A 15,449-nucleotide genomic window follows, 5' to 3' on the forward strand; every position below is an offset into this window, starting at 1 on the left:
CTCAGGCGAGAAGCCATGTGTCCTTGGAGCCGCCGCCCCGCGAGGAGTTGACGATCCTGCTCCCGGCAGGCGCGACGCGCGTCAGGGCGAGCGGCACCACCTCGGTCTCGGCGCCCGTGCAGACGAAGGCGCGCAGATCGACGGCACGGGGTTCGAGCCTCCCGGCGGCGAAGGTCGGATGGGTGGACAGCTCGACCGTCTCCTGGGCGATCCAGCGCGACGGCTCGGCGACGATGAGCGCACGGACCTCCTCCAGCTCCTCAGGCGACGCGTCGGGGCCGATCACCACACCCTGGCCGCCGTACCCGTCCACGGGCTTGGCGACGAGCTCGGCGAGCCGGTCCAGGACCTCGGCGAGCTGCGCGGGATCCCGGCACAGGTAGGTCGTCACGTTGTCGAGGATCGGCGTCTCGTTCAGGTAGTAGGTGATGAAGTCAGGGACGTGCGCGTAGAGGGCCTTGTCGTCTCCGAGGCCGTTGCCGGGCGCGTTCGCGAGGGTCAGGGTGCCCGCCGCCAGGGCGTCACGCAGGGCGGGAACGGCGGCGAACAGGTCGCGTTCCTCGATCCGTCGGTAGAGCACCTCCACAGGGATCTCACCCGCGAAGACCCGGAGGTGCTCGTCCACCCGAAGGTCACGCGGCCGCACGAGAGGCACGCCCATCTCCGAGGCCAGTAGCTGGTGCTCGTAATGCGCCGCGTCGGTGGGCCCCTCGGTGACGAGGGCGAGCGCGCCGGACTGGTGCGTCAGGGCGTCGCGCAGGAGGGCGACGGCGCGGCGCGGCGACGACGTCGGGGCCGCCCTGACGAGCTCGGGCAGCACCCGCGCGGCGAGCCACCGGTTGGCCATCGCGTAGCCGATGCCCGACGGCACCCTCAGGTTGTCCTCCAGGACGTACCAGCGGCCCGCGCTGGTACGGACGAGGTCGGTACCGGTGACGGCGCACCGGACCGTCCCGGGGCGGACCAGCGCCCCCTCCGGCTGGAGCCCGGGAGACGACTCGATCAGCGCGCCGGGGACGACGCCGTCCCTGACGATCTCGCGTTCGCCGTAGGCGTCGTTCAGGAACGCCTCAAGTGCCTTGGCCCGTTGCGCGAGCCCGGTGGTGACGGCCCGCCAGTCCTGGCCCGCCACGATGCGCGGGAACAGGTCGAAGGGGAAGAGCCGCTCTTCCTCGTCGCCGGTGCGGAAGTACATGCCTAGGCTGCGCTGAACCCTGTCACGTCGTACCTCCCGCTCGGCTATGCCGTCGGGGCCGAGCCGGTCGAACGCCGTCAGGACCATGCCGTAGGGGCGGCGTGCCGTCTTGTCGAACACGATGGCCTCGTCAGCGGAGCTGTCGTAGCCGCGCAGCATGGCCATCACCTCGGTCCTGCGCGCGTGCGGCTCCCACTCGGTGTGCATCCTGGTCTCGGCGACGAGGAGGTCCACCACCTCCTCCAGGCCGCCCACCGCGAACGCCGCGCGCTGCCCGGCCGCCGAGCTGCCGCGCTCCAGCGTCGTCTCGGCGAGGACGGACAGGAGGTCCCAGTCGCCGTTCTCCTCCAGGACGGGCCTGAGCCGCTCCAGGAGCCCGTGCACGACCCGCGCGGCGGCGAAGGGCCGTCCGCTCACCGGATCGACCAGCTCGCCCTCCAGGCCCTCACGGGCGGCCCGCCACGTCTGGGCGCGGACGAGTTCCGAGCGGGCCGTGAGCGGGGGCGTCCCGGCCTCGATCGCCGCGAGCTCGGCGACGACGAGGCCGCGGAACAGCCCGGCGAGCAGCGTGACGTCCTGGATGCGAGGGCAGGCGTCCGGGACGCGCAGCTCAAGCGTCGGCAGGTGGGACGAAGGGCGGACGTCGTAGTAGATCATCCCGGGATCGGTGATGACGCCCGTGCGGATGAGGTCGGCTATGAGCGCGTCGTATTCGGCGGCGCTCTCCACGCGGGGGGCGGGCCCGGCCGTCGGCCAGCGCGACCACAGGAGGGTCCGGGCGCTGGCGTAACCGGTGTCCTCGCCGAGCCAGAAGGGCGACGACGCCGACAGCGCTAGCAGGACGGGCGTCCACGGTGCGATCCGGTGCGCGACCCTTACGGCGAGATCACGGTCGGCCAGTTCCACGTGCACCTGGGTGCCGCAGATGAGCTGTTCACGGGCGAGGAGCTGGTACTCCTCCAGCATGTTCTCGTAACGCGGGTCGGGGGTGATGTCGAGGGCCGCCATGTCCACGATCGGGACGGTGCCCGCCGAGACCACGCCGAGCCCGAACCGCTCCGCCTCGTCCACGACGGCCCTGCGCAGCGCCGACAGGTCCTCGACGAGGTCGACGAGGCTCACGAACGGCCTGCTGTTGGTCTCCACCACCGAGCGCTGCAGCTCGCTGGAGAACCGGTCGGGCCGCAGCCGTCCCAGCAGCTCGTCGGCCCTCGGCACCAGCCGCCTGGTCGCCAGATCGACCAGATGGAACTCCTCTTCGACCCCGACGACGACGGATCCCGGTCTCTCCACCATCGTCCTCAACATCCATAGACGACATATCGCCCAACAATGCCCGTCTCCTTACAGTCCACACCTACCCGCGCCGTCCCGAGACCAACGTCTCACTCCACGCACGGCCGCAGCGACGGAAACGCAGTCGGCCCCTCGGGGGCCGACTGCTCCGCGACGCGGGGTCAGGCGGCGAAGAAGACGCGCAGGTCAGCGGTGACGGCGTCGGGCGCCTCCAGCGCGGCGAAGTGGCCGCCGACCGGGTGCTCGGACCAGTGCACGATCGCCTTGTTGTCGCGCTCGGCCAGGGCGCGGATCGTCTGGAAGTCGTCGGCGAAGACCGCGACGCCGGTGCGCGCCGCGTTCACGGCAGGTTCGGCCCCGGCGCGCGCCTCCTCGTAGTAGTAGCGCGCGGCGGTGGCCTGGGTGTTGGTGAACCAGTACAGGGACACCTGGGTGAGGAGCTGGTCGCGCGTCACCAGACTCGTGCCGTTCCCGAAGGACATGAGCAGCTCGCTGTAAGCCAACTGGCCCACCGGCGAGTCGGCGACCGCCGCCCCCACCGTCTGCGGGCGCGACGCGTTCATCGTGTTGTAGCCGCCCACCGACTGGAACCACCGCATGTGCTCCAGCGCCGCGTACTCCTTCGGCCCGAACCCGTCGAACTCGGCAGGGTCGCCGGACGGGAACGAGAACAGCTGGAGGACGTGCAAGCCGAGGAACCCGGGCGGGTTCCAGAGGCCGAGCTCACGGGCGACCAACGCGCCCATGTCGCTTCCGTGGACGCCGTAGGAGGCATAACCCAGGCCGCGCATAAGGGCGTCGAACGTACGGGCCACCTTGGCGAACGTCCACCCTTCGCCTTCCAGCGGGGTGCTGAACCCAAAGCCCGGGATCGACGGGACGACGACCGAGAACGCGTCCTCGGGCCTGCCGCCGTGCGCGACCGGGTCGGTGAGCGGGCCGATCATGTCGAGGAAGTCCGCGAACGAGCCGGGGTAGCTGTGCACGAGCAGCAGCGGCGTCGCGTCCGGCTCGGCGGACGGCACGTGCAGGAAGTGCACGGTCTGGCCGTCGATCTCGGTGAGGTGGTGCGGGAAGGCGTTCATCCGCGCCTCCTGGGCGCGCCAGTCGAACCCGGCGCGCCAGTACTCGACGGTCTCGCGCAGGAAGCCGTTCGGGGTGCCGAGCGCCCAGTCGTCGGCCGCCGCCGGGCGGGGCAGGCGGGTGCGGGCGAGGCGGTCGCGCAGGTCGTCCAGCTCGGCCTGGGGGACCTCGACGTGGAAGGGGCGGAGGTTCAGCGTCTTCGTCATGTCCCTTACGGTAGGAGCCATATAGGATGACTTCGTTCCTATATGTAGGGCATTCTTAGGGAATGTTGGAAACGTCCGCGCGGCTGCTCGCGCTGCTGTCCCTCCTCCAGTCGCGGCCGGACTGGCCGGGCCGGGAGCTCGCGGAACGGCTCGGGGTGAGCACCCGGACGATCCGCACCGACATCGACAGGCTCCGCGAGCTCGGCTACCCCGTGGACGCCGTCCGGGGGCCCGCGGGCTGTTACCGGCTCGGGGCGGGCGCCAAACTGCCGCCGCTGCTGCTGGATGACGAGGAGGCCGTCGCCGTCGCGATCGGGCTGCGCGCGGGCTCGGGGGTGAGCGGCATCGCGGAGAGCAGCGGGCGCGCCCTGGCCAAGCTGGAACAGGTGTTGCCGCACCGGCTGCGCCGCCAGGTGGCCGCGCTGCACTCGGCGACGTCGAGGGCGCCGGAGAACCTCGCGACCAACGTCGAGGACCCCGAGGTCGACGCCGCCGTGCTGACGGCGATCGCCTCCGCGATCCGCGACCATGTCTGGCTGCGTTTTGACTACGCCGTGCCGGACGCCGCGCCCGCCGACGAGGAGCACCCTTCGGCGACGGCGGCGGGCTCGGGACGCCGCCTGATCGAGCCCTACCGGCTGGTGAGCTGGCGCCGCCGCTGGTACCTCGTCGGCCGCGACGCGCGGGACGGCACATGGTCGTCCTACCGCGTCGACTGGATGACGCCGCTCACGCCCACCGGCCGCGTCTTCACGCCCGTCCCACTACCCGGCCTCGACTACACCTCCTTCGTTCTCCGCGACGTCGCCACCACCGGCTGGAAGGTGCACGCCCGCATCACTGTGCTCGCCCCCGCCGAGGACGTCATCGCCCGCATCAACCCGACCGTCGGCATCGTCGAATCGCTCTCCCCCACCCGCTGCGTCCTCGTCACCGGCGCCGACAGCCTCGAAACCATCGCCGTCTACATCGGCATGCTCAACCTCGACTTCAAAGTCACCACCCCACCCGCCCTCCGCACCCACCTCACTACCCTCGCCCACCGCTACCTCAACGCCACAACCCCCTAACCCCCGGCCGAGCACCCCGCCGACACCCTTCTCGGTTCCCGCCTCCGGCGGGAGAATCCCACCCGGAGGTGGACATGCGTTATCAGGGCCTGATCATGGACTTCGGCGGCGTCCTGACCACAAGGATGCAGCTGAACAGCCGAGCCTTCGAACGCGCCGAAGGACTGGCGCACGGCGCTTACACGGCGGCCCTGTGCAACCACCCGGACGGCGTCCGCGTCTACGCCGACCTGGAGGTCGGCCGCGCGACCCAGACCGACTGGAACAACGTCATCGGCGGCATTCTCGGCATCGACCCCACCGACCTCATGCGCCGCGCCCTCGCGCACCTGGAACTCGAACCCGAGATCGTCACGGCGGTTCGCCAGGCCCGCACGACCGGCGCAAGGGTCGCGATGCTCTCCAACAGCTTCGGCTCCTCCCCTTTCGACCCCTACGACCACCTCGGCGTCTACGACCTAATCGACGTGGCCGTCCTCTCCGAGACCGAAGGCGTCCGCAAGCCCGACCCCCGCATCTACCGGCGCGCCCTGACCGCCCTCGGCCTCCCGGCCTCCACCTGCGTCTTCGTGGACGACCAGGAGGCCAACCTCCCACCCGCCCAGGCCCTGGGCATCCACACCGTCCACCACTCCACCGACCCCACGACCACCGCCGCACACCTCACCGGCCTCTTCTCTCCGCCCGGCCCGCCAACACCCCACCCCGACCCCGCCGCCTGACGACCCGGACGCGCCGTTTCCCGACCACAGGTTGCCAGCGGGAGCGGACCCGATCGACGAGGAGGCCAAGGGCACCGTCGGCGGACGTGCGGGCGTCGCGGCGGGCAGCGGCAGGCGAGCAGCCCGGCAAGCTCGCGTTCGCGGGAGCAGCCGGGGCGGCACGCGGTCGGCGGGGCTCCTCGGCTGTCGTCGTAGGCGGCACGAGGAAGGCGCGCGCCAGCAATGCCTCGGGGTGGTGGTCGTGCGGCAGGTGCGGGCGCCTCGGGCGGATGGGGTGTTTGGGGGTTGGGGGTTGGGGGGTTTGTGCTGGTGGGGGGGTGGGGTGGGGCTGGCCGGGCGTTAACCTTTGGGTGGCTAGCTTGAGCGGGAATCCACCGGAATCAGGGAGACCGGATGATCGCGCTCGCGCCGCAGCCTGTCGCCGCACGTGCCCCGTATGCCTCGTTGGGTGTTTCGGGGCTTTTGTTGGGGTTTCTGACGTTGCTTGTTGTGCAGGTGGGCGGGGTGCCCACCGGGCTGGACGACATGGTGCACACGTGGGCGGTGGCGCGGCGGCCGGGGTGGGTCGCGGAGGGCGCGCGGATATGGACGGACACCGGGGTGGGTCTGCCTGCGGGTGTGCTGGCGATGCTCGCGGGGGCCGTCCTCACCGGGGCCGTGTCAGTGTGGGAGCGGCTGGGTGGGGCGTTGCTGGCGCTCGGCGTCCTTGTGGCGGGGGCGGTGGTGCGGCGCGGTTGCGCGGAGCTGGTCGGGCGGGAGCGGCCGCCCGACCACGACTGGTCGGTGCACGCGACGGGGCATGCGTTCCCGTCCGGGCACACGACGGCGGCAACCATCGTCGCCGTCCTTCTGGTCACGGCCTTCACTCGGGCCTGGATGCGTGTCCTTATCGTGGCGTGGGCGATCGGCGTCGGGCTGACAAGGATCTGGCTGGGCGTGCACTGGCCTACCGACGTGCTCGGCGGCTGGTGCTTTGGCCTGCTGTGGGGCGGCGCGGCCCTGTGGCTGCTCCGACGACGGGCATAGCATGGTCGCCATGGCACGCTTCCTCGTGGTGGAGGACGACGAGACCATCGGCGACGTGCTCGAATCCCGGCTCCGCGCGCACGACCACACAGTCGTCTGGGCGCGGACGGGACGCGGCGCGCTCCGAGCCGCCGAAACACACCCGTTCGACCTGGTTCTCCTGGATCTCGGCCTGCCCGACCTCGACGGCGTCGAGGTGTGCCGCAGGCTGCGGCGGGTCCAGCCCGGCTGTGTCCTGGTGATGCTGACCGCGCGCCAGGACGAGATGGACGTGGTGGTCGGCCTGGAGGCGGGCGCCGACGACTACCTGACCAAGCCGTTCGGGTTCAACGAGCTGCTCGCCCGGATCCGCGCCCATCTGCGGCGCGGCGCGCCCGCCCCCGCGACGTCGGCCCGCACCGTCGTCGGCGACCTCGTCGTGGACACGGCGGCACGCCGCTGCACGGTCCGCGGGCGGGAGCTGGAGCTGCGCCCCAAGGAGTTCGACCTGCTCGCGAGGCTCACCGCCGACCCCGACACCGCGCTCACCCGCGAGCAGCTCATGGACGACGTCTGGGACGTCAACTGGCACGGCTCCACCAAGACCCTCGATGTCCACATCGCCGCCTTGCGCACGAAGCTCGCCGCCGCGTCCGCCACCCAGCCCGCCGCCCTGCCCAGCATCACCACCCTTCGAGGCCACGGCTACCGGCTGGAAGCCCCTTGACCAGGAGGCCGCGTGCGTAGGCGGATCGTCAGCCTGAGCGTCATGGCGTCCGTCCTGGCCATCAGCCTGTTCGGGTTGCCGTTGGCGGCGGGGGTAGCCCGGTACTACATGGCCGATGAGCGGGGTGATCTGGAGCGGGTCGCCACCCAGGCGACGCTCGCGGTGTCCGCCGACCTCCTCAGCGGACGGGACGTAGGCACGCTGCCACGCGTCGATTCAGAGGTGTCCCTCGGCCTCTACGACGGCACAGGCCGCAAGATCAAGGGCGTCGGACCCGAGCGGAACGACGACGCCGTGCGGGGCGCGCTGGAGGGCGAGGTCGAGAGCGAGGACGACGGCTTCACGATGGCCGTCGCGATCCCCGTCGTCAGCGAGGCCGGTGTCGTCATCGCCGTGGTACGGGCGCAGATGTCCCAATGGGAGGCGTACGGGCAGATCGCCCTGACATGGCTGTTCATGCTGGGCATCGCCGCGGCCGCCGTCGGCCTGACGTGGCTGCTCGCGCGCGCGCAGGCCCGGCGGCTGGCACTGCCGATCGAAGACCTCGCGGTGACGGCGACCCGTCTCGGCGAGGGCGACTTCAGCGTCCGGACCAGGCGCAGCGGCATCCCCGAGGTGGACGCCGCGGGCGCCTGCCTCGACGCCACCGCCGCGCGGATCGACGGCCTCATCGCCCGGGAACGCGCCTTCTCCGCCGACGCCTCGCACCAGCTACGCACCCCTCTGACGGGCCTGAAACTGCGCCTGGAGGCCGCACTGGAGGATCCGGCACACGACCCCGGCCAGACCCTCACACAGGCCATCGCGACCGTTGACCGCCTGGAGGACACCATCGCCGACCTCCTCGCCCTGGCGCGCGGCACCCCGCGTCAGGGCGACCCGCTCGACGTGCCCGCGCTCGCCGACGAGATCGAGCGCACCTGGCACCGCGACCTGGCCGCCCGCCCCCTGCGCGTCACGGTCGAACCGGATCTGCCGCCGAGCACCGCGTCGGCCGCCGCCGTCCGCCAGATCCTCACCGTCCTGCTGGACAACGCGGCGCGGCACGGCTCGGGCACCGTCACGGTGACGATCCGGGACGCCTCCGGGGCGCTCGCCCTCGACGTCGCCGACGAGGGCGCCATCAATGCCGACGAGTCGCTCTTCGACCGCGCCCCCACCCGCGAGGGCCACGGCATCGGCCTCCCCATGGCCCGCACCCTCGCCGAAGCCGAGAGCGGCCGCCTCACCCTCACCAGCCACTCCCCCACGACGTTCACTCTCCTCCTCCCCGGCACGGCCGCCTAGAAGGCCGCCCTTCCGCGCCGCGCGGAGACGACGCGGAAGGGCGCACCTTCACGGCTTCAGCAGCCCGCGTTGGTAGGCGCGGACAAGCCGACCGGGCACCTTCACCTCGGCTCCGTCGATCACGACAGGCACGAGAGCAGGGCGGTCCGCCTTCCACCGCGCCCGCCGGGTCCGGCTACGGCTGCGCGATTTCTTCCGTTTTGGGACGGCCATCGTCGTCTCCTCACCAGCTCGACTTGCGGATTCCGGGCAGTTCGCCCCGGTGCGCCATCTCCCGGAAGCGCACGCGGGACAGGCCGAACCGGCGCAGATGCCCGCGCGGCCGCCCGTCCACGGCGTCGCGGTTGCGCAGCCGGGTGGCGCTCGCGTCGCGCGGCTGCCGGGCCAGCTCCCGCACCGCCGCCGCCTTGATCTCCGGCGAGGTGCGCGGGCTGGAGACGATCCGCTTCAGCTCGGCCCTGCGGGCCGCGTGCCGGGCGACGACCTCGCGCCGCCGCGCGTCCGCCGCGATCTTGCTCTTCTTGGCCATCAGACCCTCTCCCCGCGCGCCCGGATCCGCCGGACGGCCTCCTCGACGCCGATCTTGTCGACGGTCCTGATGCCGCGTACTGAGAGCCGCAGCCTTACGGTGCGGCGCTCGCTGGGCAGGAAGTACCGCTTGGTCTGGATGTTCGGGTCGAACCTACGCGAGGTGCGCCGGTGCGAGTGCGACACCCGCTTACCGAACGACGGCCTCGCGCCGGTCAACTGGCACACCGCGCTCATTGCGTGCCTCCTGGACGCATGCCGGAGCCCATCAGCGGTCCTCTCGATAGACGACGTGCCTGCGCACGATCGGGTCGTACTTGCGCAGGACGAGGCGGTCAGGGGTGTTCCTGCGGTTCTTGCGGGTCACGTAGGTGTGGCCGGTGCCTGCGGTCGATCGCAGCTTGATCAGCGGGCGGAGTTCGTCGCGCGCCATGCGGTGTCCCCTCTGTTGGACGGCTGTGCCATGATAATGAAAACGATTATCATTGCAACAAGAGGGGTGGACATGTCAGTACCCGTCGTCCTTGTGGCCGGGCTGCACGGCCCCGCCCGCACCGTGCTCGTCGACAGGCTGCTGCGCGAGCACCCGGGCGCCGTCGCCGTGCACCACGACCTGCGCGCGATCACCGAGGGGGTCGCCGGGCGCGTCGTCCGTGACGCCCGCGCCGTCATCGACCGGACGGACGTCCCCATAGCCCACGGCTGTGTCTCCTGCACCGTCCGGGAGGACTTGGTGCCCGTCCTCCTGCACTACGCCCCGGTGACGCCCCTCCTGATCGCCGACCTATGGGACTGCGTCGAGCCGCGCGCCGTCGCCGAGGCGCTCGACTGCGCCGCCGTCGCCGGACGGCTCAGGCTCACCGCCGTCGTCACCGCGCTCGACGCCGAGCACACCCCCGCCGACCTGTGCCGGGGCGACCTGCTGCGGGACGCGGGCAAGGCGGGCTCGGCGGGCGACGGCAGGTACGTCGCGGAGGTCCTCGCCCGGCAGATCGAGTACGCGACGGCGCTCGTGCTCCCCGAGCTGATGCCGCCGCCCCTGCCGGGCGTCCCGGTGGAGGACCTTGCGCTGTGCCGGGAGATCCTCACCCATCTGGCGCCTACGACGCCCGTCACGGTCACCGAGGAGTCGCTGCCCAGGGTGACCGACGGTTCACTCTGCCCGGGTGACCTCGCCCTACGCGTCGACCCTGCGACGGCCGTGCTTCCGTGCGACATCCACACCGAGGCCGTCGACACCGTCGTGTGGCGGGCGCGTCGCCCCCTGCACCCCGCGCGCTTCTTCGACGCCGTGGACGCCCTCGCGGCCGAGACGGTGCGCAGCCGTGGCCGCTTCTGGCTGGCCAACCGGCCCGACCGGATGCTCGCCTGGGACGCCGTCGCGGGCGTCGTCGGGATCGAGGACGCGGGGGCGTGGCTCGCCGCCCTGCCGGGCGCCGCGTGGCACGAACTGCCCCCAATCCGCACGCTGGCCGCCGACCTGGACTGGTGCGCCGAGCACGGCGACCGCGTCCAGCACCTCGTCTTCACCGGCCCCGATCTCGATCGCACCCGCATCCACGCGGTTCTCAACGCCTGCCTCCTGGCCCCCGGTGAGCCCACGGAAGCCGTCGACGACCCTTTCGCCGCCTTCCTCGACCGTTCCGAGGGCTAGGAGACAACAAGCCGTGGGAAGAGGGCGAGAGCGTTCTCGCGGCCTACCGCGACGTTGTCGGCGATCGCCTCGGTGAAGTAGGAGACAGCCAGTTCAGGGGCGAAGGGCCAGTCGCTGCCGTAGAGCACGTGGCCCGGCTTGGCGAAGGCGAACAGGGAGGGCAGTGCCGCCGGGCTGGCCGAGAGCGCCGTGTCGAAGTAGAAGTCCGCGAGGTCGTCCAGGATGGCGTACGGGTCGCGGCCCGTCTCGGCGAAGATCGCGACGGCCAGCCGGTGCGCCGCGTAAGGGACAAATCCCCCCGCATGGGCGAGGATGAACCTGATGCCGGGGAACCGCCGTAGGACGTCGTGTTTGACCAGGTTGAAGGCGGCGCGCGTGGTGTCGAGCAGGAAGTCGGCCGCGAACTCCGGGATGCCCTCGACCGGCGGTCCGGGCAGCTCGGCGGGGTGGACGAAGACCGTCGCGGCCCGCTCGTCCAGCGCGGCCATCAGCGGGTCGAGCACCGGGTCGCCCAGGTAGAGGCCCCTGTTGTTGGCCAGGAGGACGACGCCGTCAGCGGCGAGGCCGTCCAACGCGCGCGTCGCCTCGGTGACGGCCGCCGTGACGTCCGGCAGCGGCACCGAGGCGAACAGGCCGAACCGCCCGGGATGGTCGGCCACCAGCGCCGCCCCGTAGTCGTTGGCCTCCCGCGCGACGATCCCCGCCTCGCCCGCGTCGCCGAGGTGGACGCCGGGCGTCGAGATCGACAGGACGCCGGTGGCGATGCCGTTCCGGTCCATGAGCGCGAGCGCCTCGACAGGGTTCCACTCGGGCAGTTGGCGCCCGCCTGGCGCGTGCACACCGTGGCCGCGAAGCCACGCGGCGTAGGCCGGAGGGATCATGTGCTGGTGCACGTCGATGCGGTTCTTCATCGGGGCCTTTCTTGGATGTGCCGTCCCGTAACGGATCGGTCGATCCACTCCGGACCGATCGATACAGGGAGTATGGGAGAAACCCGGGCGTAACACAAGGCACATCACTCTCGCATCGCTTGCGTTCTTGGCGGAGCCGCGCACATACTTCCCCGTATCGATCGATCCTCAGTGGACCGATCGATCCAGTACTAGTCGAGGAGGCGTAAGGGTGACGGACGAGGACGGCTGCTACGACGTCGCGGTGATCGGATACGGGCCGACGGGCGTCACCGCAGCGAACCTACTCGGCGCGACAGGGCTGCGGGTCGCTGTGGTCGAGCGGGACGCGGAGATCTTCTCCCGCGCGCGGGCGATCTCCACCGACGAGGAGGTGCTGCGGATCTGGCAGCGGATCGGCCTCGCCGAACGCCTCAAACGGGACATGCTGGCCGACCTGCCGCTGGAGTTCGTCGACGCCGACGGCAGGCCGTTCCTCGGCGCGCGCCTGCCCGATCGGGGAAACGGACATCCGCCGCAGATGTTCATCTACCAACCGGCGCTCGAACGGGTGCTGCGCGACGGGGCGGCGCGGTATCCGAACGTGGAGCTGCTGCTGGAGCACGAGTGCCTACGGCTGCGTCAGGACGGCGACCACGTCGAGCTGACGCTGTTCGGCAGTGACGACTCCGTCCGGCGGCTCCGGGCGTCCTACGTGATCGCGGCGGACGGCGGATCCAGCCTGACCCGGGCGCAGTTGAACATCGGGTACGAAGGCCGGACATATGAGGATCGCTGGATCGTCATCGACACCGAGATGCTCAAGCCGTGGCCCGGCCACGACAGGCTCCGGTTCCGCTGCGACCCGACCCGTCCGGCGGTGGACTGCCCGACGCCGCTCGGCCACCACCGCTGGGAGTTCCCGGTGCTCCCGGGCGAGGACGAGGCACGTCTCGTCAGCGAAGAAGCGATCTGGGCGCTCCTGGCCCGTTATGGGATCACTTCCGAGAATGTGAAGATCCTGCGCGCGACCGTCTACAGCCACCATGTCCGGTTCGCCGAGCGGTGGCGGGGCGGGCGTGTCTTCCTCGCCGGGGACGCCGCGCACGCGATGCCGCCGTGGATCGGACAGGGCATGGCGGCCGGGGTGCGGGACGTGGCGAACCTCTCCTGGAAGCTCGCGGCCGTGCTGCACGGCGAACTACCCGAAAGCATCCTGGACAGCTACGAGGCGGAGCGGAAGCCGCACGTCAAGGAGGTGACACGGCGGGCCGTCGCGGTCGGCCGGATCATCACCGAGCGGCGGGCCGCGCTCACCCGGGTCCGCGATCCGCTGGGCCGGGCGCTGATGCGCGTCGGGCCGCTACGCCGGATCGGGCAGGACGCCGCGTGGGTACCGGTCGCGCGGTACGCCTCGGGGCTACGCGCCTCCTCCGGTGCGCCCGCTACCGGCCGTCTGCTACCGCAGCCGTTCGTCACCGACGCGACGGGCGCGCGGGTCCGGCTCGACGACGTGCTCGGGCCGCGCTGGACGCTGCTGCACGCCGTCGCCGGAACGCCGCAGCCCGGCTGGCGCGGGGTGCCGTCGCTGACCGTCACGCCCGCAGGGTCGCCGCCCGCCCCGGACACCGTCGTGGACGCCGAAGGGGTGCTCCAGGCGTGGATGACCCGCCACCGGGCCGCCACGCTCGCCGTCCGGCCCGACGGGTTCGTCTACGCCGCCGCGCGCTCCGGGGCGCCGCTCGCGCCGCCGCCCTCGGGGTTCGCGCCCCGCACCGACCACTGAAGGAGTACGCCATGACCACGCCCGACATGCGGGAGTCTCTGATCGACGTCGGCGGCCGGAAGATCTTCGTCGCCGAGACGGGCGAGGGGCCGCCCGTCCTACTGCTGCACGGCGGCGGACCCGGTGCGTCCGGAGTGTCCAACTACGCCCGGAACATCGACGCGCTCGCCCAGCGATTCCGCGTGCTCGTGCCGGACATGCCGGGATATGGACGGAGCAGTAAGGATCTCGACAACAGCGACCCGTTCGGCTCCCTCGCCGCCGCCATCCGTGGCCTGCTCGACGCCCTCGACATCGAGCGCGCACACCTCGTCGGGAACTCCTACGGCGGCGCGTGCGCCCTGCGGCTCGCGCTCGACACCCCCGAGCGCGTCGGACGGATGGTCCTAATGGGGCCCGGGGGCGTCGGCACCACAAGGGCGCTGCCTACGCCCGGACTCCAATCGCTGCTCTCCTACTACGGCGGCTCCGGCCCCTCGCGGGCCAAGCTGGAGAAGTTCGTCCGCGAGCACCTGGTGTTCAACGCGGCGCAGGTCCCCGACGCGGTGATCGACGAGCGGTACGCGGCAAGCATCGACCCGGAGGTCGTCGCCTCGCCTCCGCTGCGCCGCCCGTCCGGTCCGAACGCGCTGCGCACCCTGTGGCGGATGGATTTCACCCGTGACGAGCGGCTCGCCCGCCTACCCGTCCCGACGCTCGTGCTGTGGGGCGCGCAGGACAAGGTGAACCGTCCCAGCGGCGGACGTGCCCTCGCCGAACGTATGCCCGACTGCGACCTCTACGTCGTCGCCAACACCGGGCACTGGGTCCAGTTCGAACGGGCCGCCCTGTTCAACCGGATCTGCACCGATTTCCTGGGAGAAGCACGATGACCGTCCTCGACCCGCCCTCGGTGTTCGGCAACGTCCACCTCGGCTACCTCGTCATCGAAACCGAACGCTTCACCGACTGGCGACGGTTCGGCGCGGACGCCATCGGCCTCCACGTGGACGAACTGGACGCCGACCGTATGCGGTTCCGCCTCGATTCCCACGAATGCCGGTTCCTTCTCGTGCGCGGCCCGGCCGAGGACGTCGTCACCATCGGCTGGCACCTGGCCGACCACACGGCGTTCGAGCACGTCGAAGCCCGTGTCCTGGCCAGCGGCGTGCCGTTCCGGCGCGGCACCGAACAGGAGGCCGCCGCGCGGGGCGTCGAACGGCTTCTGCGCTTTCCCGGACCCAAGGGCATCACCCAGGAGATCTTCACCTCACCCCGTATCTCGGCCGAACCTCTCCGGATGACGGCGCGCGGGTTCGTCACCGGGGAGGGCGGGCTCGGGCACGTCGCCATCACCAGCACAAAGCCCACCGAACTGCACGGCTATTTCGCCCACGTCCTGGACGCCCGCCTCACCGACTTCATCGACGAGACCATCAACGGCGCCAAACTCAAAATCCGTTTCCTCCGCGTCAACGAACGCCACCACTCGATTGCCATCGCCGCCGTCCGCGGCCTCCCCGTCAACCCGATCCGCACCCGCGTCCAACACCTCAACGTCCAGGCCGCCCACCTGGACGACCTCGCCCAAAGCTACGAACGCGTCCACACCCTGGGCTTCAGAATGGCCCTCTCCATCGGCCAACACACCAACGACAAGGAACTCTCCTACTACGCCCGAACCCCTTCCGGCTTCGAATGGGAACTGGGCTGGAACCCCATTCTCGTCAACGAATCCACCTGGCTCCCCAAAACCCACCAGGGCATCAGCATCTGGGGCCACACCCCCATAGGCCAAACCATCATCACCAAACTCCACCAGTTCGCCACCGCCACCCGCTCCCTAGCCCACCCCGAAAAACCCCTCCACCCCCTCACCCCAGCCACTGACGCATGAACCCACGCCGATCGGCGTTGGGAACAGCCTGCCTACAGCCAGAAATGGCCCTCGCTCGTGCGCGTTACCCGGCCGGTCCAGAATCCACGACCCATCTTCCCGGCCATGGCGCAGCGACCCACCG

The 15,449-nt window shown here is 71.2% G+C and carries 16 protein-coding genes; 9 read left to right on the forward strand and 7 right to left on the reverse strand.

Annotation, left to right across the window (positions count from 1 at the left end; all coding sequences use genetic code 11):
• Nucleotide 1: 1 nt before the first annotated feature.
• Together LO762_RS28010 and LO762_RS28015 are read right to left on the reverse strand one after the other, a co-directional pair.
• Entirely contained in the window at nt 2–2,491 is a 2,490-nt protein-coding gene (locus LO762_RS28010) for a carboxylate--amine ligase/circularly permuted type 2 ATP-grasp protein (RefSeq protein WP_230619121.1), read from the reverse strand.
• Nucleotides 2,492–2,652: 161 nt separating this feature from the next.
• Nucleotides 2,653–3,780, reverse strand: a complete 1,128-nt coding sequence (locus LO762_RS28015) for an epoxide hydrolase family protein (protein ID WP_230619122.1) — start codon at nt 3,778–3,780, stop codon at nt 2,653–2,655.
• Nucleotides 3,781–3,842: 62 nt separating this feature from the next.
• Between LO762_RS28015 and LO762_RS28020 the strand changes: the two genes are divergently transcribed.
• The 5 genes from LO762_RS28020 to LO762_RS28040 all read left to right on the forward strand — a co-directional run bounded on the left by LO762_RS28020 (nt 3,843) and on the right by LO762_RS28040 (nt 8,591).
• On the forward strand, nt 3,843–4,850 hold the full coding sequence (locus LO762_RS28020; protein ID WP_230619123.1) for a YafY family protein: 1,008 nt from the start codon (nt 3,843–3,845) through the stop codon (nt 4,848–4,850).
• A 74-nt stretch (nt 4,851–4,924) separates the two neighbouring features.
• Nucleotides 4,925–5,572, forward strand: a complete 648-nt coding sequence (locus LO762_RS28025) for an HAD-IA family hydrolase (protein ID WP_230619124.1) — start codon at nt 4,925–4,927, stop codon at nt 5,570–5,572.
• 393 nt (nt 5,573–5,965) lie between these two features.
• Nucleotides 5,966–6,598: a phosphatase PAP2 family protein gene (locus LO762_RS28030; protein ID WP_230619125.1), complete on the forward strand. Its 633-nt coding sequence runs from the start codon at nt 5,966–5,968 to the stop codon at nt 6,596–6,598.
• Nucleotides 6,599–6,608: 10 nt separating this feature from the next.
• Complete coding sequence (locus LO762_RS28035) at nt 6,609–7,304, forward strand: response regulator transcription factor (protein WP_230619126.1); 696 nt, start codon at nt 6,609–6,611, stop codon at nt 7,302–7,304.
• A gap of 12 nt (nt 7,305–7,316) precedes the next feature.
• On the forward strand, nt 7,317–8,591 hold the full coding sequence (locus LO762_RS28040) for a HAMP domain-containing sensor histidine kinase (protein WP_230619127.1): 1,275 nt from the start codon (nt 7,317–7,319) through the stop codon (nt 8,589–8,591).
• Between the two features lie 48 nt (nt 8,592–8,639).
• On the opposite strand, the gene rpmF is transcribed toward LO762_RS28040, so the two are convergent.
• From rpmF to rpmG, 4 genes are read right to left on the reverse strand one after another with little or no spacing between them, the layout of a single operon-like run.
• Nucleotides 8,640–8,804 carry a 50S ribosomal protein L32 gene (gene rpmF, locus LO762_RS28045; RefSeq protein WP_230619128.1) on the reverse strand — a complete coding sequence of 55 codons (165 nt, stop codon included), beginning with the start codon at nt 8,802–8,804 and terminating at the stop codon, nt 8,640–8,642.
• Between the two features lie 10 nt (nt 8,805–8,814).
• Nucleotides 8,815–9,120 (reverse strand): 30S ribosomal protein S14, encoded by a 306-nt coding sequence (gene rpsN, locus LO762_RS28050; RefSeq protein ID WP_230619129.1) that lies wholly within the window; start codon nt 9,118–9,120, stop codon nt 8,815–8,817.
• Nucleotides 9,120–9,356 carry a 50S ribosomal protein L28 gene (gene rpmB, locus LO762_RS28055; protein ID WP_230619130.1) on the reverse strand — a complete coding sequence of 79 codons (237 nt, stop codon included), beginning with the start codon at nt 9,354–9,356 and terminating at the stop codon, nt 9,120–9,122. Before rpmB ends, rpsN begins: the two co-directional genes overlap by 1 nt.
• Nucleotides 9,357–9,387: 31 nt before the next feature.
• A complete protein-coding gene (gene rpmG, locus LO762_RS28060) occupies nt 9,388–9,552 on the reverse strand; it encodes a 50S ribosomal protein L33 (RefSeq protein WP_230619131.1) in 165 nt (54 codons plus the stop codon).
• A gap of 72 nt (nt 9,553–9,624) precedes the next feature.
• Here rpmG and LO762_RS28065 point away from each other — a divergent pair, with 72 nt between their 5' ends.
• Nucleotides 9,625–10,773 carry a GTP-binding protein gene (locus LO762_RS28065; RefSeq protein WP_230619132.1) on the forward strand — a complete coding sequence of 383 codons (1,149 nt, stop codon included), beginning with the start codon at nt 9,625–9,627 and terminating at the stop codon, nt 10,771–10,773.
• Here LO762_RS28065 and LO762_RS28070 read toward each other — a convergent pair.
• A complete protein-coding gene (locus LO762_RS28070; RefSeq protein ID WP_230619133.1) occupies nt 10,770–11,684 on the reverse strand; it encodes an amidohydrolase family protein in 915 nt (304 codons plus the stop codon). The genes LO762_RS28065 and LO762_RS28070 overlap by 4 nt on opposite strands.
• A 211-nt stretch (nt 11,685–11,895) precedes the next feature.
• Here LO762_RS28070 and LO762_RS28075 point away from each other — a divergent pair, with 211 nt between their 5' ends.
• The 3 genes from LO762_RS28075 to LO762_RS28085 are packed head-to-tail and all read left to right on the forward strand — an operon-like array spanning nt 11,896 to nt 15,325.
• Entirely contained in the window at nt 11,896–13,449 is a 1,554-nt protein-coding gene (locus LO762_RS28075; RefSeq protein ID WP_230619134.1) for a bifunctional 3-(3-hydroxy-phenyl)propionate/3-hydroxycinnamic acid hydroxylase, read from the forward strand.
• Nucleotides 13,450–13,460: 11 nt separating this feature from the next.
• The gene (locus tag LO762_RS28080; protein ID WP_230619135.1) at nt 13,461–14,321 is read left to right on the forward strand and encodes an alpha/beta fold hydrolase; all 861 of its coding nucleotides are present in this window, start codon (nt 13,461–13,463) and stop codon (nt 14,319–14,321) included.
• On the forward strand, nt 14,318–15,325 hold the full coding sequence (locus LO762_RS28085) for a VOC family protein (protein WP_230619136.1): 1,008 nt from the start codon (nt 14,318–14,320) through the stop codon (nt 15,323–15,325). Before LO762_RS28080 ends, LO762_RS28085 begins: the two co-directional genes overlap by 4 nt.
• Nucleotides 15,326–15,449: the final 124 nt, after the last annotated feature.

Source organism: Actinocorallia sp. API 0066, from assembly GCF_020991275.1.
GTDB lineage: Bacteria > Actinomycetota > Actinomycetes > Streptosporangiales > Streptosporangiaceae > Actinocorallia.

What these genes read in the sequence shown, in the direction of transcription:
- LO762_RS28010 (WP_230619121.1), bottom strand. Translation starts at nt 2,491, where the DNA reads ATGGTGGAGAGACCGGGATCCGTCGTCGTCGGGGTCGAAGAGGAGTTC.
- LO762_RS28015 (WP_230619122.1), bottom strand. Translation starts at nt 3,780, where the DNA reads ATGACGAAGACGCTGAACCTCCGCCCCTTCCACGTCGAGGTCCCCCAG.
- LO762_RS28020 (WP_230619123.1), top strand. Translation starts at nt 3,843, where the DNA reads ATGTTGGAAACGTCCGCGCGGCTGCTCGCGCTGCTGTCCCTCCTCCAG.
- LO762_RS28025 (WP_230619124.1), top strand. Translation starts at nt 4,925, where the DNA reads ATGCGTTATCAGGGCCTGATCATGGACTTCGGCGGCGTCCTGACCACA.
- LO762_RS28030 (WP_230619125.1), top strand. Translation starts at nt 5,966, where the DNA reads ATGATCGCGCTCGCGCCGCAGCCTGTCGCCGCACGTGCCCCGTATGCC.
- LO762_RS28035 (WP_230619126.1), top strand. Translation starts at nt 6,609, where the DNA reads ATGGCACGCTTCCTCGTGGTGGAGGACGACGAGACCATCGGCGACGTG.
- rpmF (WP_230619128.1), bottom strand. Translation starts at nt 8,804, where the DNA reads ATGGCCGTCCCAAAACGGAAGAAATCGCGCAGCCGTAGCCGGACCCGG.
- rpsN (WP_230619129.1), bottom strand. Translation starts at nt 9,120, where the DNA reads ATGGCCAAGAAGAGCAAGATCGCGGCGGACGCGCGGCGGCGCGAGGTC.
- rpmB (WP_230619130.1), bottom strand. Translation starts at nt 9,356, where the DNA reads ATGAGCGCGGTGTGCCAGTTGACCGGCGCGAGGCCGTCGTTCGGTAAG.
- rpmG (WP_230619131.1), bottom strand. Translation starts at nt 9,552, where the DNA reads ATGGCGCGCGACGAACTCCGCCCGCTGATCAAGCTGCGATCGACCGCA.
- LO762_RS28065 (WP_230619132.1), top strand. Translation starts at nt 9,625, where the DNA reads ATGTCAGTACCCGTCGTCCTTGTGGCCGGGCTGCACGGCCCCGCCCGC.
- LO762_RS28070 (WP_230619133.1), bottom strand. Translation starts at nt 11,684, where the DNA reads ATGAAGAACCGCATCGACGTGCACCAGCACATGATCCCTCCGGCCTAC.
- LO762_RS28080 (WP_230619135.1), top strand. Translation starts at nt 13,461, where the DNA reads ATGACCACGCCCGACATGCGGGAGTCTCTGATCGACGTCGGCGGCCGG.
- LO762_RS28085 (WP_230619136.1), top strand. Translation starts at nt 14,318, where the DNA reads ATGACCGTCCTCGACCCGCCCTCGGTGTTCGGCAACGTCCACCTCGGC.